Below are 21,838 nucleotides of genomic sequence, written 5' to 3' on the forward strand. Positions count from 1 at the left end.
AGATACCCCTCGAATCGTCCAGTGGCCCGGGCGGCTGTCCCCCCGCCTGGGTAAATCCGTGACCGGAACTGCTCGGCCGGGTGAAGTCGAGGAAAACAGAAGTTGAATATTTAAATTGCTCGGCAAATTGCGAGGGTGAATTACCTTGGCCTCGTGTCAGTGGTATCAGAGGAAACGCCGGCGCGGCTGCGATTGTGGTCCTTTGCGGTGATCGTCACCGCCGTCGCGCTGCTCGCCGCGACCAGCGTGATGATGGCCCGGGTGCAGGAGCAGGTGCGGGTCATCGGCAGCGAGGCGGCACCGCAGGCGGCGACCACCGCCGACCTCTACTTCGCGCTCAGCGACATGGACGCCCAGGTCGCCCGCATGGTCCTCGCCGGCGACGCCGCCGAGCTCTCCGGCAGTCAGATCGACGCGCTCGGCACGTACCGTGAGCGCAGCCGGCAGGTCGACGCCGGCCTGCAGCGCTCGCTGACCACCGCCACCGGCGCCGCCGAGCGGGCCGCGGTGCTGGAGCTGCTCCACCAGCTCGCCGTGTACCGCCAGCGGGTGTGGCAGACGCTCACCGCGCAGTCGCAGGCGCCGCCGCAGCCGCCGGGCCGCCTGCCGCCGGCCGCGCTCGGGTACTACACCCAGGCGACCAACGTGCTGCACCTCGACCTGCTGCCCGCCGCGGAGCGGCTGCGTGACGCCGGCGAGGACCGGCTCGACCGGGCGTACGCCGAGAAGCGCACCACCGAGCTCCTCGGCCTCGCGCTGACCGCCGTGCTGGGCGCCGGCCTGGTCGCGCTGCTGCTGATCCTGCAGGTGTGGCTGGCGCGCCGGTTCCGGCGGGTGTTCAACCCGGCGCTGATGGGTGCCACCGTCCTCGCCCTGGTCCTGACGGCCGCGGCCGGCGTGGTGATCGTGTCGCAGGGGCGGCTGCTCGGCGCGGCCCGGGACGAGAGCCTGCGGCCGTACCTGGCGCTGTCGCGGGCCCGGGCGCTCAGCTACGACGCGGCCGCGGACACCAGCCGTTACCTGGTCAGCGCCAATCTCGCGTACTACCGCGAGGACTTCACCCGCAAGTCGCAATGGCTGGTCGAGGGCGGCGGGCTGGCGGCGGCCGCGGGCGGGCCGGACGTGAGCCCCGAGCGGTCCGGGCAGGTGGTCGAGCGGTGGCTGGCGTACCGGCGCGGCCACGACCGGATCGTCACGCTCGCAGGGTCCGGGCGGACGGCCGCGGCGATCGACGCGCTCACCGGCATCCGGCGTGGGGACGCGGCGTTCGACTTCTCCTACTTCGACGCCGCGGTCGACGAGATCGCGATCGCCCGGCGGCGGGAGTTCGACGTGGCCGTGCGCGACTCCGGGCGGCTGCTGGCCGGGTGGACGGTCATCCCGGTGCTGCTCGCCGGGCTCGTCGTGCTGCTGGTGCCGCTCGGGGTGCGCAAGCGCCTGGCCGAGTACCGCTGAGAGGGACCTGATGAAGCTTCGACTGGCGCTCGCGCTGACGCTGGGGCTGGCGGCCGGCTGCGACGCGGTGGCCGGCACCGGCGACCGGGCCGTGACCGGCGACCGGGCCGTGACCGGCGACCGGGCCGTGACCGGCGACGGGGCCGTGCGCTGCGCGGCGGGCTCGATCCGGGCGCGGGGCTCGTCCGCGCAGGCCAACGCGGTCAACGCCTGGATCAAGGACTATCAGATCAACTGCTCCGGCGCGACCGTCGAGTACGACAGCAGCGGTTCCGGCGCCGGGGTGCGCGCCTTCATCGCGGGTACCGCCGACTTCGCGGGCACGGACTCGCCGCTGAGCGCCGCCGACCAGGCCGCCGCCGACGACCGCTGCGGAACCGGGCCGGCCGTGCACCTGCCGGCGGTGGTCGGGCCGATCGCGCTCGCGTACAACGTCGTCGGCGTCGGCGGGCTGCGGCTCGCGCCGGCCACCGTCGCCAAGGTCTTCGCCGGCGCGGTGACCACCTGGGACGACCCGGCGATCGCCGCCGACAATCCCGGCGCGGTGCTGCCCTCGACCGCGATCCGCACCGTGCACCGCGGTGACGGGTCCGGCACCACCGCCAACTTCACCGCGTTCCTGGCCGCGACCGCGGGCGGCGACTGGACGTACGGCGCGGACGGCGCCTGGCCGGCGCCGGGCGGCGCCGCGCAGCGGGGCAGCAACGGCGTCGCCACCGCGGTCGCCCGCACCGACGGCGCGATCGGCTACGTCGAGGCGTCCTACGCCCGGTTCCACAGCCTGTCCACGGCCCTGGTCGGCAACGGCGCGGGGGAGTTCGTCGCGCCGGCCGACGACGCCGCGGCCCGTACCGTCGCCGGCGCAGAGGTCCTGGGCCGCGGCCGTGACCTGCGCCTCGCCGTCGATCACGGCACCGCCGCCGCGGGCGCGTACCCGATCGTGCAGGTGACCTACGAGGTGGTCTGCGAGGCGGGCGCGAAGGAGCTGGCCAGGAGCTTCCTCGGCTACGCGGTGAGCCCGGCCGGCCAGGCCCGGGCGGCCCGGGCCGGCTACACGCCGCTGCCCGAGGAGCTGCGGCGGAAGGTCTCCGCCGCGGTATCGAGCCTGCGCTGAGAAACGGATTTAGGGTGGCGGGTATGGAATATCGCGCGCTCGGCAAGTCCGGTCTACGTGTCTCGGTGCTCACCATGGGCACCATGACGTTCGGCGGGAAGGGCAACTTCGCCGACGTCGGCTCGACCGATGTGGCGGAGGCCCGCCGCCAGGTCGACCAGTGTCTCGACGCCGGGGTCAACCTGATCGACACCGCCGACGTCTACTCCGGCGGGCTGTCGGAGGAGATCGTCGGCGAGGTCCTCGAGGGACGCCGCGACGACGTCCTGGTCGCGACCAAGGTGCGGATGTCGATGGGCGAAGGGCCCAACGACGCCGGCCTCTCGCGGCATCACATCATCGCCGGCTGCGAGGCCAGCCTGCGCCGGCTGCGGACCGACCACATCGACCTGTACCAGGTGCACGAGTGGGACGGGCACACGCCGCTCGAGGAGACCCTCGAGGCGCTCGACTCGCTGGTGCGCTCCGGCAAGGTCCGCTACGTCGGCGCGTCCAACTACGCCGGCTGGCAGCTGATGAAGGCGCTCGGCACCGCCGACCGCACCGGGCTGCCGCGCTTCGTCAGCCAGCAGATCTACTACTCGCTGCAGGCCCGCGACGCCGAGTACGAGCTGATCCCGGCCGCCGTCGACCAGGGGCTCGGCGTGCTGGTGTGGAGCCCGCTCGCCGGCGGCCTGCTCGCCGGCCGGTACCGGCGCGACGCGCGGCCGTCCGGCGGTTCGCGGCAGCTCACCGAGTGGAACGAGCCGCCCGTGTACGACTCGGAGCGGCTCTACGACACGGTCGACGTGCTGGTGTCGATCGGCGCCGACCGGGGCGTCTCGCCGGCCCAGGTGGCGCTCGCGTACCTGCTGGGCCGTCCGGCCGTCACCTCGCTGGTGATCGGTGCGCGGACCGGCGAGCAGCTCGCCGACAACCTGGCGGCGGCCGACCTGACGCTCAGCGTGCAGGAGCGGGCGCGCCTGGACGAGGCGAGCGCGCCGCCGCTGCTGTACCCGTACTGGCATCAGGCCAAGACCGCCCGCGACCGGCTCTCGCCGGCGGACCTGACCCTGCTCGGCCCGCACATCCGGGACTGACCCGCGCGGGCGCGTGAAATCATGTCCGCATGCCGAAGCAGGTTGATCATCGGGCCCGGCGGACCCTGATCGCGGACGCGCTCCTCCGGGTCGCCGCCGAGCAGGGCCTCGAGGCGGTCAGCCTGCGGCACGTCGCGGCCGCCGCCGAGGTGTCGACGGGCATGGTGCAGCACTACTTCCGCACCAAGGTCGAGATGATGACGTTCGCCATGGCGGTCGTGCAGGAGCGGCAGCAGGCCCGGATCACCGAGCGGATGGGCCGCCTCGGCGCGGATCCGGGCCCGCGCCTGCTGCTGCGCACGCTGCTGGCGGGGGTGCTGCCGCTGGACGACGAGAGCCGGGCGTACGGGCGGGTCGCGCTCGCCTTCCTGGCGTACACGGCGGTCCGGGCCGAGGCCGCGGGCCCGCTGCGCGAGCAGACCCGGGAGTTGTTCGGCTTCGTGGCCGGCCTGGTCCGGGCCGGCGGCGCGGCACCGGACCCGGAGGCCGCCGCGATCGGCCTGCTCGCCACCATGGAGGGGCTCGGGGTCTACCTGCTCGGCGACCACTTCACCCCCGAGGTGGCGCTGCGCGCCCTCGACGCGCAGCTGGACACCATCTTCGGCCCGGCCTGACGCAACCAATGGTTGCGTCAGGCCGAGTGGTCGGCTAGCTTGATGTGCAACCTAACGTTGCATATCGAGGAAGCGTGGCGAGCATGGAGTACGGCAGCATCGAACGCGAGATCCACGTCGACGCCCCGCCCGAGGTGGTCTTCGAGGTCGTCAGCACGCCCGAGCACATCGCCGAGTGGTGGGCCGACGAGGCCGACTTCGAGGCGGCGCCCGGCGCGGTCGGCGAGCTCGCCTGGGGCGACCGGACGCACGTCGCCCCGATCGCCGTGGTGGACGCCGAGCCGCCCCGGCGGTTCTCGTTCCGCTGGTGCCACCCCGAGGGCCGGCTCGACTCCGCCGACTCGCTGCTGGTGACGTTCGAGCTCACCCCGGCCGGCGCGGGCACCAGGATCCGGCTCACCGAGACCGGGTTCCGGGAGATGGGCTGGGAGGCCGCGAAGCTGAAGGAGGTCCACGACGACCACGTCTCCGGCTGGGACACCTTCGTGCCCCGGCTGGGCGAGTACGTCGCGCGGCTGGTCGCGGCGCCGTGAGCACCGCCGTCGACGACGACCTGTGGTCCGCGATCGGCGACCCGACCCGGCGGCGGATGCTCGACCTGCTCCTGCTCGACGGCGACGGCACGGCCACCGGCCTCAGCGCCCGGCTGCCCGTGACGCGCCAGGCCATCGCGAAACATCTCGGCGTGCTCGACCGCGCCGGCCTGGTGCACGGCACCCCGGCGGGCCGGGAGCGGCGCTACCGGGTGGACGAGGCGCAGCTGGCGCGCGCGGTCGCCCAGCTGTCCTCGGTCGGCGCGGCCTGGGACGCCCGGCTCCGGCGCATCAAGCGCATCGCCGAGGCCATCGCCCGCGAAGGGTAGGAGGCGCCACCTCCACCGGCCGACGATGCCGGTGGAGGTGGCGAGGGGCCCTAGAACCGCCGGAACACCGCAAGGCCGGGCAGGGCACGGTCCTGGTAGTCGAAGAGCGCCTGGTTCTCCCAGCCGTCACCCGACGCCGGATCGGCCGGATCCCAGCCGGCGCCGTCGGCCGCCGTCCACGTCGGCTCCCAGTAGAAGACGCCCAGCGCGCCGGGCACCCCCGCGACCACCGTCAGGATGTCCCGCAGCGCGTCCGCCTGCCCCCGCGGCGAGGCAGGGTAGCCGCCCGCCTGTGCGAGGGAGGCGTTGAAGATGTTCGTCTCGTGGTCGTTCTCCGCGGTGGTGAAGCCGTACGCGGTCTCGGTGACCATGACCGGCCGGCCGTACCGGGTGGACAGGTTCATCAGGTTGGCCTGCAGCGCGCCGAGCGAGCCGTGCCAGTAGACGTAGTGGGACACCGCGATCACGTCGAACGGCACCCCGCGCGACGTCGCCTGGTCGAACCACCACTGGTGCCCGCCGAGGTTGCCGCCCTCGGCGAGGTGCAGCACCACCTTGGTGCCCGGCGACGCGGCGTGCACCGCGTTCGCGCCGGAGGTGAGCAGCGCGGCCAGCCCGTCCCAGTTGTCCCAGCGGCCGTCCGGCCAGAGCAGGCCGCCGTTGATCTCGTTGCCGATCTGGGCCATCGCCGCCGGGGTGCCCTGCGCGCGCAGGTCGCGCAGCACCGCGTAGGTGTGGTCGTACACCGCCCGGGACAGGTCGTCGAAGCTCAGCGCCGCCCAGGCCGCCGGCTTGATCTGCTTGCCGGGGTCGGCCCAGGCGTCCGAGTAGTGGAAGTCGATCAGCAGCCGCTGCCCGGCGCGGTGCGCCCGGCGCGCCTTCTCGAGCACGTCCGCGGGGTTGTTGTAGCCGTCGGCCGGGTCGACCCACACCTTGAGCCGGATGTAGTCGACATTGTTCTCCGCGAGCAGCCGGAACACCTCGCGGCGCCGGCCGGACGCGTCGCGGTACACCGCGCCGTGGTCCTCGTTCTTCGTCACGTGCGACACGTCCGCGCCGGTGATCGCCAGCCGGGTGCCGGGCGGCGCGGTGGAGGCGTCGAGCGCGATGTCGTCGAAGTTGGTCCACTGCCCGGCCGCCGCGTCGGAGTGCAGCACGATCGTGCAGCGCCCGCCGGTGACCCGGGCGGTGACCGCGATCCGCACCCATTCGGCGCCGGTGCGGGGTACGGCGGCCCGCTGCTCGGCCGAGCCGCAGCCGCGTAGCGCCACGTAGGCGTCGCGCTGGTTGCCGTCCGAGCGGACCCGCAGGCTGAGCGTGTGGCTGCCCCGGGACAGGCCGGTGACGGTCTGTGCGGTCTCCACCCGGTACGCGGCGTCGGAGTAGTGGGTGAGCCGATAGGCGCCGGTGTGACCGCCGGCCTCGGTGAAGCTCGCGGCGCTCGTGCCGCGCTCGGTCCAGCCGGCGGGCACGGTCGCGGCGCCCGCCTCGAATCCGGGGTTGTGCACGCCGCCGGCGGGCGCGGCGTGCGCGGGTGGTACCACGGCGATCAGGGCCACCGCGGTGGCGGCGGCGAGGACGGGGGGTGTGCGAAGCATGTCAGCTCCTATCGGGGGTTCTCCTTCAGGACCCGGACCTCCCCGGCGGGCACCGGGAGGCCGTCGGCCACCCGCTCGCCGGTCAGCAGCTCGACGCCGTGTCCGGGCAGGACGGCGTCGGTCTTTCCGTGGTTGACGGCGATGACGAACCCGCCGTCGTCGGTGCGGCGCCGGACGACCTCGAGCTGCTCGGGCAGCTCCGGCGCGGCGGGCAGCCCGGCCGCCTCGGCGACGGTCGCCAGCAGCGCCGCGGTGCCCGCGGCGTCCAGCCGGGTGGAGACGTAGAAGGCCCGGCCGTGCCGGGTGATCGCCGGCCGGCCGGCGGCCGGTCCGTCCGCGTAGGACGCGAGCGCCGTCGCGCCCCGCAGCTCGAGACGCTCCGTCCAGGTGTCCGCGACCCGGCCGTCGTCCAGCCGTACGGTCTCAGCGGCCCGCAACGGCTCGAACTCCTCGACGACGAGGCCGAGCAGGTCGCCCAGCGCGCCGGGGTGGCCGCCGGGGTGCACCGAGTCGTGCGCGTCGACGATCCCGGAGAAGTACGAGACCAGCAGCGTCCCGCCCCCGGCGACGTACCGCCGCAGGTTGTCGGCCGCGGCCGGGCTGAGCAGGTAGCTGCTCGGCGCGACCACCAGCGGGTAGGCGTCCAGGTTCGCCTCGGGGTGCGCGAAGTCGACGGTGCGGTGCGCGCGCCAGAGCTGCTCGTAGAACGCCTCCTGGCGGTCCCGGAACCGCAGCGCCGCCGGGCGCCACGGCAGCTCGAGCGCCCACCAGGACTCCCAGTCCCACAGCAGGGCCACGTCGGCGGTGACCCGGCCGCCGCGCAGCTCGGCCAGCGCGCCGAGCGACCCGCCGAGCGCCACCACGTCGCGCCAGGTCCGGGTCGCGGTGCCGCCGTGCGGCAGCATCGCCGAGTGGAACTTCTCCGCGCCGTACCGCGAGGCGCGCCACTGGAAGAACATGATCGCGTCGGCGCCGTGGGCCAGGTGCTGGAAGCTGTTGCGGCGCAGCTCGCCCGGGGCCTTGGCGAGGTTGCGGGGCTGCCAGTTGACCGGGCCGGTGGAGTGTTCCATCAGCAGCCAGCCCCGGCCGTGCGCGACGGAGCGGGTCAGGTCGGCGCACATGGCCAGCTCGATGTGGTTGTCCGGCCGCTCGGCCTGCAGGTAGTGGTCGTTGGAGACCACGTCGACCTCGCGGCCCCACTTCCAGTAGTCGATGTTCTTGCAGTTGGCCAGCATGAAGTTGGTGGTCACCGGCACGCCGGGGCTGAGGCGGTGCAGGATGTCGCGCTCGCGGCGGAAGTTGGCCAGGTGCGCGTCGGAGGAGAAGCGGAAGAAGTCCAGCTCCTGCGCCGGGTTGACGGTGGTCGGCGCGACGATCGGCGGCTCGATCTCGTCCCAGTCGCCGTAGCGCTGGCTCCAGAACGCGGTGCCCCAGGCGTCGTTGAGCTTGCCGAGGTCGCCGTAGGTGTCGCGGAGCCAGTTGCGGAACGCCGCGCCCGAGGTCTCGCAGTAGCAGTAGGCGTTGGCGCCCCCATACTCGTTGTGCGAGTGCCAGAGCACCAGGGCCGGGTGGCCGGCGTAGCGCCGGGCCAGCTGCTCGGTGATGCCCGCCGACGCCGCCGCGTACGCGGGTGAGCTGGGGCAGAACGACTGGCGCGCGCCGCCGCCGAGCCGCACGCCCTCGCGGGTGATCGGCGCGGCGTCCGGGTGCCGGCGCAGGAACCAGGGCGGCGGCGCGGCGGTCGGCGTGGCGAGGTCGACCGCGATCCCGGCGCCGTGCAGCAGGTCGATGCTGCGGTCCAGCCAGCCGAACTCGTACTCGCCGGGCGCGGGCTCGAGCAGCGCCCAGGCGAAGATCCCCAGGCTGACCAGGTTGACGCCGGCCTCGCGCATCAGCGCGACGTCCTGCGGCCAGACCCCCTCGGGCCACTGCTCAGGGTTGTAGTCCCCGCCGTAGGCGATCCGGTCCATCCGCGGGATGAGCGGCATGTACGGCTCCAAACTGTGAGCGCTCCCAACTTCGTACCGGCATGATTGCACATCATTTACCTGGCAGTTGTCGAGTTAACCGGCTCTTGACACTCCGCAGCTTGGCGGCAAGGCTGTGAGCGCTCACAGCGACCTGGATGAGTCTGAAGAGAGGTACGACGATGAGAGCCAAGTTCGGCGCGAAGCTGCTCGCGGTGGTGCTGGCCGCCGGCCTGAGCGCCGCCTGCACCAGCAGCGATACCGGTGACGAGGACCAGCTCGCGCAGCCCGGCGGCAAGGTCGAGCTTTCCTTCTGGTCGTGGGCGCCGAACATCGACAAGACCGTCGACGCCTGGAACGCGGCGAACCCGGACATTCACGTGACGCTCAGCAAGCAGGCCGGCGGCGGCGACATCGTCACGAAGCTGCTGACCTCGGCCAAGGCCGGCAACCCGCCGGACCTCGCCCAGGTCGAGTACCAGGCGCTGCCGACCCTGGTCAGCAACGACGTGCTCGCCGACATCGCCAAGGAGGCCGAGCCGGCCAAGGCGAAGTTCGCCGAGGGCGTCTGGCAGCAGGTCACCCTCGGCACCGAGTCGGTGTACGCGATCCCGCAGGACTCCGGCCCGATGATGCTCTACTACCGCACCGACCTCTTCGAGAAGCTCGGCCTCACCGTGCCGAAGACCTGGGACGAGTTCGCGCAGACCGCCCGTGCGGTCCGGCAGAAGGACCCGAAGAAGTACCTGACCACGTTCTCGGCCAACGACCCGGGCTGGTTCACCGGCCTGGCGCAGCAGGCCGGCGCCGCCTGGTGGGGCATCAACGGCGAGGCCTGGAAGGTCAGCGTCAACGACGCCGCGACCAAGAAGGTCGCCGACTACTGGGGCGCGCTGGTCAACGAGGGCGTGATCGACGGCAAGCCGATGTACACCCCGGCCTGGAACAAGGCGCTCAACGACGGCACGCTGATCGCCTGGCCGAGCGCGATCTGGGCGCCCGGCGTACTGGAGGGCAACGCGCCCGCGACCAAGGGCAAGTGGGCGATGGCGCCGATGCCGCAGTGGGCCGCCGGGGAGAACAAGACCGGCAGCTGGGGCGGCTCGTCGACCGGCGTGACCGCCGCCGGCAAGAACAAGGCCGCCGCGGTGAAGTTCGCGACCTGGATGAACACCGACCCGGCCGCCACCGACCTGCTGATCAAGGAGAGCGCCATCTACCCGGCCGCCCGCGACGCGCAGGCCAGCCCGCTGCTGCAGGCGCCGCCGGCCTTCTTCGCGCAGCAGAAGGACTTCTACACCGAGGCCAAGGCGATCGCGGACACCGCGGTCGGCTTCGTCTGGGGCCCGAACGTGAACGTCGCCTACGACACCTACAAGGACGCGTTCGGCAAGGCGATCACCGGCAAGACGCCGTTCTCCGGCGCCGTCGACACCATGCAGTCGGCGACGGTCGCCGACATGCAGAAGAACGGCTTCACGGTCACCAGCTGAGAGGAACCGCTGATGTCATCGGCCGTCACCGGCCGGTCGCGGCGAGGTGCGGCATCCCGCCGGGTGCCGTACCTCTTCCTCGCGCCGGCCATCGTGCTCTTCACCCTCTTCGTGATCCTGCCCATCGGGTACGCGATCTACCTGAGCCTGCGCAAGGTCAAGGTCAGCGGCCTCGGCCTGGGCCGTAACTCCCGCAAGGAGATCTTCGCCGGGCTGGAGAACTACCGCGACGCCCTGGCCGACCCCGAGCTCTGGAGCAGCGCCGGCCGGGTGCTCGCCTACGGCGCCATCCTGCTGCCGATCATGCTGGGACTCGCGCTGCTCTTCGCCCTGCTGCTGGACCGCCCGCGGGTCGGCCTGGCGCGCTTCTCGCGCCTGGCGATATTTCTCCCGTACGCGGTGCCGGGCCTGATCGCCAGCATGCTCTGGGGCTTCCTGTACCTGCCCGCGGTGAGCCCCTTCACCAACGTCGCCGAGTGGCTCGGCCTGCCGGCGCCCGACCCGCTGACGGGCAACTCGGTGATCTTCGCGATCGTCAACATCGCGGTCTGGGGCGGCGTCGGCTTCAACATGATCGTGCTGTTCACCTCGCTGCGGGCCATCCCGGGCGAGATCTACGAGTCGGCGCTGCTGGACGGCTGCACCCAGTTCCAGCTGGCCGTCCGGATCAAGATCCCGCTGCTGCTGCCGTCGCTGATCATGACGACCGTCTTCTCGCTCATCGCCACCCTGCAGGTGTTCACCGAGCCGCTGACCGTGCGCTCGCTGACCAACTCCATCTCGTCCACCTGGACCCCGCTCATGAAGATCTACAGCGACGCGTTCGCGCAGAACGACATCTACGCCGCCGCCGCCACCTCGGTGGTGATCGCCGGGGTCACCCTGGTGATCTCCTTCGGCTTCCTGTGCCTCGTGCAGCGGCAGGCCTTCGGCGGTGAGCACCGATGACGACGCTGACCTCGTCCGTACCCGCGCGGTCCGATCTCGATCCTGAGACGCCGCGCCGGGGGGAGCGCGCGCGGACCGCCTGGCTGCCCACCGCGGTCCTGCTCGTCGGGGCGTTCTACTGCCTGCTCCCGGTCGCCTGGGTGGTCGCGGCCTCCACCAAGAGCGGCTCCTCGCTGTTCACCACGTTCACCTTCGCGCCCGGCGGCGACCTGCTCGACAACCTGTCCGACCTGTCGACCTACGGCGGCGGCATCTACTGGCGGTGGCTGGCCAACAGCCTGCTGTACGCCGGGGTCGGCGGCGCCCTCTCGGCGCTGGTCTCCGGGCTGTCCGGCTACACCCTGGCCAAGTTCCGGTTCGCCGGCCGCGACACCATCTTCAACGTGCTGCTCGCCGGCGTGCTGGTGCCCGGCGTGACGCTGGCGATCCCGCAGTACCTGCTGCTGGCCAAGGTCGGGCTCACCGACACCTACTGGTCGGTGCTGCTGCCGAGCATCATCAGCCCGTTCGGCATCTACCTGGCCCGGATCTACGCGGCCGCGGCGGTGCCCGACACGGTGCTGGAGGCCGCCCGCACCGACGGCGCCGGCGAGCTGCGCATCTTCGGCCGGGTCGCGCTGCCGATGATGCTGCCCGGCCTGGTGACGGTGTTCCTGTTCCAGTTCGTGGCGATCTGGAACAACTTCCTGCTGCCGTTCGTGATGATCTCCTCCGACGGCCGGTTCCCGGTCACCGTCGGCCTGTTCACCCTGCTCAACCAGGGCCAGACGGTGCCGGCCCTGTACAGCGTCGTGATCATCGGCGTGCTGGTGTCGATCCTGCCGCTGATCGCCCTGTTCCTGCTCCTGCAGCGGTTCTGGCGGCTCGACCTGGTCTCCGGCGCGGTGAAGGGCTGATGATCCGGACACCCGACTGCGGCGGATTGTGGCTGGGCAGGACAATGTCACAGTGACCGAGCCCAGCCGCCTCCGCTCCCGCCCGACGATGGACGACGTCGCCGCGATGGCCGGCGTCTCCCGCGGCACGGTCTCCCGGGTGCTCAACGGCGGCCACAACGTGAGCCGCCAGTCGCTCGCGGCGGTCGAACGGGCGATCAGCAAGACCGGCTACGTGGTCAACCAGCACGCCCGCAGCCTGGTCACCCAGCGCTCCGGCTCGGTCGCCTTCATCCTCTCCGAGCCGCAGGACAAGCTCTTCGAGGACCCGAACTTCAACAACCTGCTGCGCGGCTGCACCCAGGTGCTGGCCGAGCACGACATCACGCTGCTGCTGACGGTGGCGGCGACCGCCGAGGACCGCCAGCGGATCGGCCGCTGGGTCACCGCCGGCCACGTCGACGGCGCGCTGCTGATCTCCAACCACCTCGGCAGCCCGCTGATCGCCGAGCTCCGGGAGCGCGGGCTGCCGTTCGTCGTCTGTGGCCGCCCGCTCGGCCAGGAACGCGACGTCACCTACGTCGCCTCCGACGACCGCGACGGCGCCCGCCAGATGACCGGCTACCTGCGCTCCACCGGCCGCCGCCGGATCGCCATCATCACCGGCCCGCTGGACACGCCGGGCGGCGTCGACCGCCTGGCCGGCTACCGGGAGATCGTCGGCGCGGGCGACCCGTACCTGGTCGCCACCGGCGACTACACCCAGGCGTCCGGCGAGGCGGCGATGACCCGCCTGCTGAGCCAGGCCCCGGACCTGGACGCCGTCTTCGTCTGCTCCGACCTGATGGCGGCGGGAGCGATCACCGCGCTGCAGCGCGCGGGCCGGCGGGTGCCCGAGGACGTCGCGGTCGGCGGCTTCGACGACAACCGGATCGCGACCACGACCACCCCGCTGCTGACCACGATCCGGCAGCCGTGGGCCCGGCAGAGCGCGGAGATGGTCCGGCTGCTGCTGGCACACATCGACGGCGCCGAGCACGCCGCGGTCATCCTGCCGACGGAGCTGATCGTCCGCGACTCCGCCTGAGCGCCTAGCCTGGCCTGGTGGCCGCATTCGTACTGATCCACGGCGCCGGCGACGTCGGCTGGTACTGGCACCTCGTCGAGGCCGAACTGCGTGCGCGCGGCCACGACACCGTCGCCCCGGACCTTCCGTGCGAGGACGACTCGGCGGGCCTCCTCGCATACGCGGACGTCGTGGTCGACGCGATCGGCGACCGGACCGGTCTGATCGTGGTCGCGCAGTCGTTCGGCGGCTTCACCGCCCCGCTGGTCTGCGACCGGGTGCCGGTGGAGCTGCTCGTCCTGGTCGCGCCCATGATTCCCGCGCCGGGTGAGTCGCCCGCCGCCTACTGGGCCGCCACCGGGTACGACCAGGAGCCCCGGGCCGGCGGCGACGACATCTTCTATCACGACGTTGCGCCGGAGCTGGCCACCGAAGCCCTGCGCCGGGGGCGCGGCCAGTCCGAGGCCCGGATGGGGGAGCCGTCGCCGCTGCGCGCCTGGCCCGACGTACCCACCCGGGTCCTGATCTGCCGCGACGACCGCCTGTTCCCGGCCCGCTATCTGCGCCGCGTCGCGCGGGAGCGCCTGGGCATCACCCCCGATGAGATCGACGGTGGCCACACACCCGCGCTGAGCCGCCCGCGCGAGCTGGCGGACCGCCTCTTGGCGTACGCCGGATGACCCCCGCCGAGGGTTACGACGCCGAACTGCGGCGGCACAACGAGGTGCTGCGCCGCGCGGCCGGCGTCCGGGCGCACCACCACGTCCTCGACCTCGGCTGCGGCGCCGGACAGACGACCCGGCAGGCCGCACGCGCCGCCCACGCGGGCAGCGCGCTCGGCGTGGACGTCTCGGCGCCCGCGATCGAGCGCGCCCGCGCCCTGGCCCGGGCACAGGGCATCGGCAACATCGCCTTCGCGCACGCCGACGCGCAGCACCACCGCTTCGCGCCGGCCCGCTTCGACGTGGCGATCAGCAGGTTCGGCACGATGTTCTTCGACGATCCGGCCGCCGCGTTCGCCAACGTCGGGCGGGCGCTGCGCCCGGCCGGACGCCTGGTGATGCTGGTCTGGCAGGCCCGCGAGCGCAACGAGTGGGACGCCGCCGTCCGCGGGTCCCTCGGCGCGACCGGTCCCGGCTCGGGACCCGACCCGTTCTCGCTCGCCGACCCGCCGGCCGTGCGGAGGACCCTCGAGGCCGCGGGGTTCGCCGAGGTCGCCCACACCGACGTACAGGAACCGATCTACTTCGGCCCGGACGTGGCCGCCGCCTTCGACTGGGTCCGCGGTTTCACCTGCACCAGCGAGCTCCTCGACCGGCTGGAACCCGCCGCGGCGGGGCGCGCGGAGGAGCGGCTACGCCGGACGCTCGCGGCGAACCTGAGCGAGGAGGGCGTCCGGTTCGACTCCCGCGCCTGGCTCGTCACCGCTCGCCGGCCGTAGCGGTCCCTCCGGCCGGCCGCTCGATCGCGGCGATGTTCTTCGCCTCGTCCGGGTCCGGCTCCGGGGTGTCCAGGAACGCCCGCAGCACCTCGACCGCCACGTCCGGCGCGAGCCGCTTGAGGCTCATGGCGAGGACGTTCGCGTCGTTCCAGAGCCGCGCGCCCCGGGCGATCCACGGGTCCCAGGCCAGCGCCGCCCGCACGCCGGGCACCTTGTTGGCCGCGATCGCCGTCCCGGTGCCGGTCCAGCACATCACCACGCCGTAGTCGGCCCGGCCGTCGACGACGGCCCGCCCGACGAACCGCCCGAGATCGGGCCAGCTCTGCCCCGGTTCCGGCCGGACGACCTCGTGCCCGTCGCCGGCCAGGGCCTCGACCACCGCCCGCGTCGTCTCGTTCTCGTCGTCGCTGGCGAAAGCTACCCGCATGCCCGCAGCCTATGCCGCGCCTCTGACACCAGGTTTACATCCAGCATGTGAAACCCTTCATTGCCGCCACTCGCCCGTTGCGGAGCACCTGCCAGAGCTGCGCGTCCTTCGGCTGCCGCCTAGAGACGTGCCGCTTAACGCACCCGCAGAGCGTGGCTCGCGATGGCGAGTCGCTCGAGCCGCCCACGCTATACCGGCCCGGTAGCGGCCGACTCGGTGCCGACACCCACCAGACGCGGGTGGTCACGGTCGACCTAGTCGAGAGGGCCATTGCTGACGGTGCAGTCGGCGCCCACATATCGTTCCAGCCCGCAACACCTTTCCAATGTGTTTTCTTTTCACATTGATTCGTTGACCTGGTATTTAGAACACCAGTACGCGACGTTTGGCCAATTCGCCGCTGAATCCGCTTGGTATGCGATCGGCGGGCGGGGTATGTTTTGCGGCTCGCTGCTGGGCTGATCGTGGCCCATTCCATTTCGTTGTTTGGTACGAGGCAAACGCGGCGACTGTCCACGGCCAGTCGACTGAAGGAGATCTCCGTGGTCGCCGAACAAGCACCGCAACGCGTCCTGCTCACCTGGGCGGATATCGCCGCCGCCGCGTCGGGCCTTGAGCCGGGTATGCGGGACCTGCTCCTGGAATTGGTTCGGGCGAAGAACCCGATCTCGGCCACAAGCGTAACCACCGCCGACGGGCCCTGGTTCGTCAGAAATATGCATGTGCGTGGCCACATCGGTGTTGGGGCGGAGGCCGTTGATTTGCCCCTCAAGCCGACCACTGGTCTCACGATCGTGAGCGCTCGCAATGGTACCGGAAAGACGAGCATCGCGGATGGCGCCCGGCACGCCCTCAGTGGTGGAACGAAGCGCTCGTATCAGGTGCTGGCGGAGAATGTCCACTATCCGTACCGCGACATCGTCGTCACGTTGAGCAATGGGCGCCGCGACATCGAGATCGTCTGCGGAAGGGACGAGAAGGTCCAATGGCGAGATGCAAACGGCATCCTCAGTTTGCCGCCCGCCGACTGGACGGACGCGTTTGGGCGATACATGCCTGTGCTTCTGTATCCGGAAATGTCTCAGGTCATTCAGGATCCGAGCAACCTGCATGCGTTTCTGAAAGATGCGCTGGAACTGACCGCGCTTGAAGAGCTGCAGGCCATCCTCAAGACCGATCGAGAGAAGGGTTCTGCGGCCCGGCGCGCGGTGGAGGCCGCTCACGCGAGCGCGCTCAGTGGCGTAATCAAGGCCGGCCACCAGGAACTGGCCGCGACGATGCGGGACTGCGGCGCGTTTCCCGACAAGGAGGCCGACGCTCGCATCCAGGCGTTGGCCGCGACCCTGCCATCGACGGCACCACCGCCGCTCGGACTCCCCGATGTCTGGGCGATGGATGACAGGCGCCGCGAGCGGGCCATCAACGCCCTCGACCGGCTGGACGCCGCAGCCCGCTCCGACGCGGCAGGTGCGGCCGCCCTCCTCGGCCTGCTCCAGAAGGCGCTTGTCCCAGGAGACGCGCGGCTCGACCACCTCCGCGAACGGGACGTGTGCCCGGTCTGCCAAGCGGTCGGGCACGATTGGACGCGTCGAGCTACCGAGGAGGCCGATCGGCTGAGAACGGCAACCCGGGACCTGCGGGCGGCGAATCATGCCGTGACTGCTGCTCTGCGAGATCTGGGCGGATGCTTCCCGGCTGCGCTCACGGACTCCCTGCGCCGGACGCTTGCCCGGATGGATGACCCGACCACCGAATTGCGTATCAAACAGTGGGACCGGCTCGTCCGCGTAGCCACCGACATGAGCACCATCACGACCGTGACGTCGTTGATCGAGGCACTCGAGGAGAGCGTCGACCTGGCCGCCTGGTACACGAATATCCGCGAGGCGCTCCTCGCCCGCCGCGACGACGTCATCGCCGCGAAGGCAGCCGTCCGGGTGCACATCGGGGCTTGGATGGACATCTATGCCCGGGAACGGCCAGCCGTAGACCGGCTCGCCGTGGCTGATCGATTGGACCGCAGGGTCGACGGGTGGATCCGAACCGCGCGAGAGGACATCTTCGCGCCAATCGGAAACGAGGTGATGGAGTTGTGGTCGATCCTCAACCCCGACGCGGACCTCAAGCTGACTGGCATCGCACTGACCGGTGGTACGAAGCTGCGTCGTAGCGTGGCGCTGAACCTCGCCGACGGCGACGTGGCGCTGCCAACCGGCAAGAACAGCTCCGCGGTTCTGAGCACGGGGCAGCGCAACGCGCTCTCTCTGGCCACCTACCTGCCCCGGGCGACGCAGCCGGGAAGCCCTTTTGGATTCCTCATCCTCGACGATCCGATCCACGCGTTCGACAAAGGCCGGGTGCGGTACCTGGCTCAGCACCTGATGACCCTCGCCGAGCGCTTCCAGGTCGTCGTGTTCACCCACGACGACCGCCTCTGGCGCGAGCTCCGCGGTCTGGGGGCCATGCCGACGCACATCCAGATGGACCGGCATGGCGACGGCCAGCCGCAGGTGCGGGTGCGAAACGTTGCCAGCCCTGGAATCCAACGGCTGGACGAGCTCCAGCGGGTACTCGGCGCCGAGAAGGGCTCGCCCATCGGAACCCCGTCTGCCGTCATCTCGATGACCCTGGCCATGTGCCGACAAGCCGTTGACACCGAGGTCGTCGCACAGATCGAACTGCTCGGCCGGCGGGTTGGCTCACCCGAAGCCACGGTCATTGCCGACCTCCGAGGGGCGAAGAAGACCCTTGATCAGTTGGAGCTCCTCAACAGATACGCCCGACGCGCAGGCCTGCAAGCCATCGCCCTCAACGCCTTCACGCCGACCATTCACGCGCTGAACGGCGCCGCCCATGGCCGTGCGCCCGATGGAGATCCAAAGCTCTGGGTGCGTCAGACCCGGAGGATCATCAATGCCGTTCAAGGGATCGGGAGCTGAGATGGCGACGTACCCGGACGTACACGTGGCGGACCTTCAAGCCGCCTGTCGAGGATGGCCCGGCAGCCGGGCTGAGAAGGCCGCGCTCGCGGCACTGGTGCTCCGCGTCCGCATCGAGCGCGCTGCGGCCAGGCTACCTAGCACGGTGATAGCCACGAAGCCGGACATTTCCATGATCGAGAGGCGGCTGTATCTCAGCATCGGTGAGCCTGGACTGTCCCATGAAGCCCAGATTCGGCGCATGCTCGTCATCGCCGGCGCGCTGCAGGCGTACGTAGCGATATGCGAGATCCTGCACGGCCGTGATCCAGATCCATTGCCGTCCCTGGAGGATCTGGATGCCTGGACGGTGGCGGTCGACGCACTCGACGAGGACCTCTACCCGGCCCCCGCAACCGTGCCCCGCCAGCGGGAGCTGCTCAGCGCGGTCACGGAAAAGTGAGCCCTTCCGCAAAGCAGCTTCGTCGCCCACCCCGGCTCTCCCGCAGCGATGCCGGGTCCGAACAATCCGCCTCCGGGTGTTCGTGACGTCCTGCGCCGTCCGGCGCTGACGGTCGGGTACGCGTTGCCGGTAGACCTTCCTGTCGAAGGTCGGCGGACGTCCGCCGTGGCCGCCTTTCGCGGCCCCGCGGGCGGCCCGGTCGCAGCGTTCCGGGGTGGTGTGCGGCGGTGAGCCTCAGGCGTTCGTCAGCAGCCGAGCCGCAAGCTGTTCCGGCAGGCCCAGGAGGTGCGACACCCGCAGTGTCGCCTCGTCGTCGGTCATCCCTTCGGCCGGGGCGACGCGCGCGAGCCGGGCTCCCCGGATCTCGGCGCGGAACTCGTGGCGGAACGTCTCGTCGCCCGCGTAGGTCAGCGCTATCCGGCCAATCCAGTCGATGTGGTGGCCCCCGGTGCCGTCGGCGGTGAAGGTGAGCGTGTGATCGGCCACCGAGTCATGCCCGAGGAGGTACACGCGGAAGGCCGGATCGGCGTCCAGATCCTCGACCGGCAGCGGGTCGGCCGTCAGGCGCTGCGGTTCTGGCCCGGCAAGCCGGAAAGGACGCGTGGGTGTCGCGGCGAGCAGCCCGGTGGCGTCGTCCCAGAAGGCCGACGAGATCGTGCACCGAGGGTAGTTGTTCCAGACGATCGGAGCCTCCCAATCCGGCTGGTCGTCTCGTCCCTCGTCCTCGTCACCGGCTTCGTCGTAGGCGGCCGAATGTAACGTCAGGTCGAAAAAGAGCCGACCGAGATCGTCGAGCCGGCCGGTCCAGTCGAATGTCTCGATCCGGTGGCCATCGGGCCAGGGGTTACCTGGAAACCAGATCCTGCCCTCCATGGCCGGGTACGGTACACGGCCGACCTACGCCAGGAATTCGTCAGGTACGGGCGAGGCGGTCGTAGGCGGCCGTGGCCGAGGTGGCTTGCCGCACCATGGCGGAGATGGCGCGCTCCCGGACGAGGAGGACGACCCTGCCGCGCGGAACCACGGCGACGAACGGAATGCCGCTGTCGTGGCTGTTGACGGCGACGGCGCCGGCCGGCAGACCCTTCGGGCGGATCCGGCTGACTCCCGCGTTGCAGGTACCGGTTCGGACCGCCTTCGCGTACGCCGCCGGACTCACCCGCGCGGTCTGGTTGATGATGATCACGGCCCGGTCCGAGCCGTCGGCGTTCTCGAGGAGGTGGTACCCGGCCCCTCCGGCGGGGAACGCGGCGCCGCAGATGCTCTCCACGCCCAGCTCCTCGGAGCGCCCGGTGGCCAGCACCTCCGTCTTGCTGCTGCTCGGGAACGCGACCGCGCCGACGACGTTCTTCAGCTGCGCGGCGGTCAGCGACCGGTACCCCGGCGCGGCCTGAGCCGGCACGGCAAAGGCCAAGGCGCACGCGGCCGCCGACGCGGCGCAGGCGAGCCGAAAGGTCACAGTGGAGGTTCGCATCAGGTTACTTCCTTCAGCAGTCGGTGTTTCCGCAGCTCACGCCCTTGATCTTGGCGCAACCGGCGGGTCCGGACGGCCGACTCCTGGATTCGGGTGCGGAGAGTCCCCGGTCGGGTGATACCGGCCGTCGCCCGATCGGGTGTCGGGACGCGGGCAGGTAGCCGGTCCGCCCGCAGGGCCGGCCCGGTCGAGGCCGGGCGGGTACGGAAGGATGATCTTCTACTTCTGTGGAAGGAGCGGGGATGGCGCGGACGGCAGTGGTGGTCGGGGCCGGCATCGGCGGGCTGAGCGCCGCGATCGGCCTGCGCCGCGCGGGCTGGGACGTGACGGTGCTCGAACGGGTGGCCGCCTTCCGGCCGGTCGGCGCGGGCCTGGTGCTGCAGGCGAACGGCCTGCGCTGCCTCGACGCCCTCGGCCTCGGCGAGGCCGTACGGATGCGGGGCCGCGCCGACGCGTCCGCCGGCACCCGCCGGCCGGACGGCCGGTGGCTGGCCCGCATCGCGGCCGGCGACCTGGAACGGTTGCTCAAGACGTCCGCGATCGGCATCCACCGCGCCACCCTGCACGAGATCCTGCTCGGCGCGCTGCCGGAAGCAACGGTGGTGACCGGCGCGCAGGTCACCGCCGTCACCGCGGACGGCCTGGTCGACTACGAAGGCCCGGCCGGACCGGCCCGGATCGCCGCCGACCTCGTGGTCGGCGCGGACGGCATCCACAGCACGGTGCGCCGGCTGATGTGGCCGGCCGCCGCCGCACCCGTGCACGTCGGCGTGCGGGCCTGGCGCGGGGTGACGCCGCCCTGGGACGGCGACCTCGCCGTCGCGTTCACCTGGGACCGGGGCGCCGAGTTCGGCATCGTGCCGCTGGTGGACGGCCGCGTCTACTGGTTCGGCGCCGTGAACGCCGCACCCGGTGGGCCGGCCGGGGACGAGAAGGCCCAGGTGCAGGCCAGGTTCGGCGGCTGGCACGAGCCGATCCCCGCCCTCGTCGCGGCCACCGGCACCGTGCTGGGCGACGACCTGGCGTGCCTCGACGAGCCGCTGCCGACGTACGTCCTCGGTCGCGTCGCGCTCCTGGGCGACGCCGCGCACGCGATGACGCCGAACCTCGGCCAGGGCGCCAACCAGGCCCTGGAGGACGCCGTCGTACTGGCCGCCGTCGCCGGCCGGCCGGACGGGCTCGCCGCCTACGACGCCCAGCGCCGCCCCCGCAGCCAACAGGTGGCGAAGGCGTCGCGGATGATGGGCCGCTTCGGCCAGCAACTCGAGAACCCGATCGCGGTGGCCGCCCGCAACACCGTGATGCGTCTGACGCCGCCACGGATGGCGTTGCGCTCCATGGCCCGCTACGCCGACTGGCACCCTCCGGCACAGACCTGACGCCGTCGGGCCCGATCCGGTCCTGCGGTGCCGCAGCGGTCAATAGGGTCGGCCCATGAGGTTGTTCGTTGCCGCGTATCCGCCGGTCGAGGCGTGCGACGACCTGGCGCGGCAGCTGGAGCGGCTGCGGGTGAGCGTGGCCGCGGGCGGCGGCGTCAACACCCGGATGGCGCGGCGGGAGACCTGGCACCTCACGCTGGCGTTCCTGGGCGAGGTCGACGACGAGCGCGCCGGGAAGGTGCCCGGCGCCCTCCAGCGGGCCGCCGACGGCTGGCGTGCCGCCGGGTCCGGCGCGCCGCGGCTGCGGCTGGCCGGTGGGGGCCGGTTCGGGCGCGGCCGGTTCACCGTGCTGTGGGTGGGGGTCGACGGCGACCGGGAGGCGCTGACGTCGCTGTCGCGGCGGGTGCGCCGGGAGCTCCGGCATGATCGGCTGCCGCACGACGACCGGCGGTTCAAGCCGCACCTGACCGTTGCCCGCCCCGGTGATCGCCTCGACGCCGCGGCGGTGGAGGCGGACCGTGCCGACCTGGCCGCGTACCGGGGGCCGGTCTGGCCCGTCGAGACCATGGTCCTGGTCCGCAGCCGGCTCGGGCCGGCGCCCACGTACGAGCGTCTCGGCACCTGGCAGCTGGGCGGAACCGCCGCCGTGTGACGAAGAAGACATC

Annotated in this window: 21 protein-coding genes; 16 read left to right on the forward strand and 5 right to left on the reverse strand. The window is 71.8% G+C overall.

Annotated elements, in window-relative coordinates:
* The first annotated feature begins 153 nt into the window (after positions 1 to 153).
* The 6 genes from ACIBSW_RS21850 (at position 154) to ACIBSW_RS21875 (ending at position 5,124) form a co-directional block, all read left to right on the forward strand.
* Positions 154 to 1,455 (forward strand): hypothetical protein, encoded by a 1,302-nt coding sequence (locus tag ACIBSW_RS21850; RefSeq protein ID WP_354727260.1) that lies wholly within the window; start codon positions 154 to 156, stop codon positions 1,453 to 1,455.
* Between the two features lie 10 nt (positions 1,456 to 1,465).
* The gene (gene pstS / locus ACIBSW_RS21855; RefSeq protein WP_354727262.1) at positions 1,466 to 2,569 is read left to right on the forward strand and encodes a phosphate ABC transporter substrate-binding protein PstS; all 1,104 of its coding nucleotides are present in this window, start codon (positions 1,466 to 1,468) and stop codon (positions 2,567 to 2,569) included.
* Between the two features lie 23 nt (positions 2,570 to 2,592).
* Positions 2,593 to 3,648, forward strand: coding sequence for an aldo/keto reductase (locus ACIBSW_RS21860; RefSeq protein WP_354727264.1), 1,056 nt, complete (start codon positions 2,593 to 2,595; stop codon positions 3,646 to 3,648).
* Positions 3,649 to 3,677: 29 nt separating this feature from the next.
* Positions 3,678 to 4,262: a TetR family transcriptional regulator C-terminal domain-containing protein gene (locus ACIBSW_RS21865; RefSeq protein ID WP_354727266.1), complete on the forward strand. Its 585-nt coding sequence runs from the start codon at positions 3,678 to 3,680 to the stop codon at positions 4,260 to 4,262.
* 83 nt (positions 4,263 to 4,345) lie between these two features.
* Complete coding sequence (locus ACIBSW_RS21870) at positions 4,346 to 4,795, forward strand: SRPBCC domain-containing protein (RefSeq protein ID WP_354727293.1); 450 nt, start codon at positions 4,346 to 4,348, stop codon at positions 4,793 to 4,795.
* Positions 4,792 to 5,124, forward strand: coding sequence for a metalloregulator ArsR/SmtB family transcription factor (locus ACIBSW_RS21875; protein WP_354727268.1), 333 nt, complete (start codon positions 4,792 to 4,794; stop codon positions 5,122 to 5,124). Before ACIBSW_RS21870 ends, ACIBSW_RS21875 begins: the two co-directional genes overlap by 4 nt.
* A gap of 50 nt (positions 5,125 to 5,174) precedes the next feature.
* Here the strand turns inward: ACIBSW_RS21875 and ACIBSW_RS21880 are convergent, their stop codons facing one another.
* Both ACIBSW_RS21880 and ACIBSW_RS21885 read right to left on the reverse strand, forming a co-directional pair.
* On the reverse strand, positions 5,175 to 6,722 hold the full coding sequence (locus ACIBSW_RS21880; RefSeq protein ID WP_354727270.1) for a glycosyl hydrolase 53 family protein: 1,548 nt from the start codon (positions 6,720 to 6,722) through the stop codon (positions 5,175 to 5,177).
* Positions 6,723 to 6,730: 8 nt separating this feature from the next.
* A complete protein-coding gene (locus ACIBSW_RS21885) occupies positions 6,731 to 8,710 on the reverse strand; it encodes a beta-galactosidase (protein WP_354727272.1) in 1,980 nt (659 codons plus the stop codon).
* Between the two features lie 161 nt (positions 8,711 to 8,871).
* Here ACIBSW_RS21885 and ACIBSW_RS21890 point away from each other — a divergent pair, with 161 nt between their 5' ends.
* From ACIBSW_RS21890 to ACIBSW_RS21915, 6 genes are read left to right on the forward strand one after another with little or no spacing between them, the layout of a single operon-like run.
* On the forward strand, positions 8,872 to 10,182 hold the full coding sequence (locus ACIBSW_RS21890) for an extracellular solute-binding protein (protein ID WP_354727274.1): 1,311 nt from the start codon (positions 8,872 to 8,874) through the stop codon (positions 10,180 to 10,182).
* A gap of 12 nt (positions 10,183 to 10,194) precedes the next feature.
* The gene (locus ACIBSW_RS21895) at positions 10,195 to 11,130 is read left to right on the forward strand and encodes a sugar ABC transporter permease (RefSeq protein ID WP_354727276.1); all 936 of its coding nucleotides are present in this window, start codon (positions 10,195 to 10,197) and stop codon (positions 11,128 to 11,130) included.
* Entirely contained in the window at positions 11,127 to 12,026 is a 900-nt protein-coding gene (locus tag ACIBSW_RS21900) for a carbohydrate ABC transporter permease (protein WP_354727278.1), read from the forward strand. Before ACIBSW_RS21895 ends, ACIBSW_RS21900 begins: the two co-directional genes overlap by 4 nt.
* A 52-nt stretch (positions 12,027 to 12,078) precedes the next feature.
* Entirely contained in the window at positions 12,079 to 13,092 is a 1,014-nt protein-coding gene (locus tag ACIBSW_RS21905; RefSeq protein WP_239087354.1) for a LacI family DNA-binding transcriptional regulator, read from the forward strand.
* 17 nt (positions 13,093 to 13,109) lie between these two features.
* Positions 13,110 to 13,751 (forward strand): alpha/beta hydrolase, encoded by a 642-nt coding sequence (locus ACIBSW_RS21910; RefSeq protein ID WP_354727280.1) that lies wholly within the window; start codon positions 13,110 to 13,112, stop codon positions 13,749 to 13,751.
* Positions 13,748 to 14,512, forward strand: a complete 765-nt coding sequence (locus tag ACIBSW_RS21915; protein WP_354727282.1) for a methyltransferase domain-containing protein — start codon at positions 13,748 to 13,750, stop codon at positions 14,510 to 14,512. The genes ACIBSW_RS21910 and ACIBSW_RS21915 overlap by 4 nt, the downstream gene beginning before the upstream one ends.
* Here ACIBSW_RS21915 and ACIBSW_RS21920 read toward each other — a convergent pair.
* Entirely contained in the window at positions 14,493 to 14,939 is a 447-nt protein-coding gene (locus tag ACIBSW_RS21920) for an RpiB/LacA/LacB family sugar-phosphate isomerase (RefSeq protein ID WP_354727284.1), read from the reverse strand. The genes ACIBSW_RS21915 and ACIBSW_RS21920 overlap by 20 nt on opposite strands.
* A 542-nt stretch (positions 14,940 to 15,481) precedes the next feature.
* On the opposite strand from ACIBSW_RS21920, the gene ACIBSW_RS21925 reads away from it, so the two are divergent.
* Positions 15,482 to 17,878: a hypothetical protein gene (locus tag ACIBSW_RS21925; protein WP_354727286.1), complete on the forward strand. Its 2,397-nt coding sequence runs from the start codon at positions 15,482 to 15,484 to the stop codon at positions 17,876 to 17,878.
* A gap of 1 nt (position 17,879) precedes the next feature.
* Complete coding sequence (locus ACIBSW_RS21930) at positions 17,880 to 18,320, forward strand: hypothetical protein (protein WP_354727288.1); 441 nt, start codon at positions 17,880 to 17,882, stop codon at positions 18,318 to 18,320.
* Positions 18,321 to 18,554: 234 nt separating this feature from the next.
* Here ACIBSW_RS21930 and ACIBSW_RS21935 read toward each other — a convergent pair whose 3' ends face one another.
* Both ACIBSW_RS21935 and ACIBSW_RS21940 read right to left on the reverse strand, forming a co-directional pair.
* A complete protein-coding gene (locus ACIBSW_RS21935) occupies positions 18,555 to 19,193 on the reverse strand; it encodes a hypothetical protein (protein ID WP_354727290.1) in 639 nt (212 codons plus the stop codon).
* 40 nt (positions 19,194 to 19,233) lie between these two features.
* Entirely contained in the window at positions 19,234 to 19,794 is a 561-nt protein-coding gene (locus tag ACIBSW_RS21940) for a hypothetical protein (RefSeq protein WP_354727291.1), read from the reverse strand.
* Between the two features lie 242 nt (positions 19,795 to 20,036).
* Between ACIBSW_RS21940 and ACIBSW_RS21945 the strand changes: the two genes are divergently transcribed.
* A complete protein-coding gene (locus ACIBSW_RS21945; protein WP_404799420.1) occupies positions 20,037 to 21,173 on the forward strand; it encodes an FAD-dependent monooxygenase in 1,137 nt (378 codons plus the stop codon).
* Positions 21,174 to 21,228: 55 nt separating this feature from the next.
* On the forward strand, positions 21,229 to 21,825 hold the full coding sequence (gene thpR / locus ACIBSW_RS21950) for an RNA 2',3'-cyclic phosphodiesterase (protein WP_354730602.1): 597 nt from the start codon (positions 21,229 to 21,231) through the stop codon (positions 21,823 to 21,825).
* Positions 21,826 to 21,838: the final 13 nt, after the last annotated feature.

The sequence above is a fragment of the Actinoplanes sp. NPDC049668 genome (genome assembly GCF_044465445.1).
In the GTDB taxonomy this organism is placed as follows: Bacteria; Actinomycetota; Actinomycetes; order Mycobacteriales; family Micromonosporaceae; genus Actinoplanes.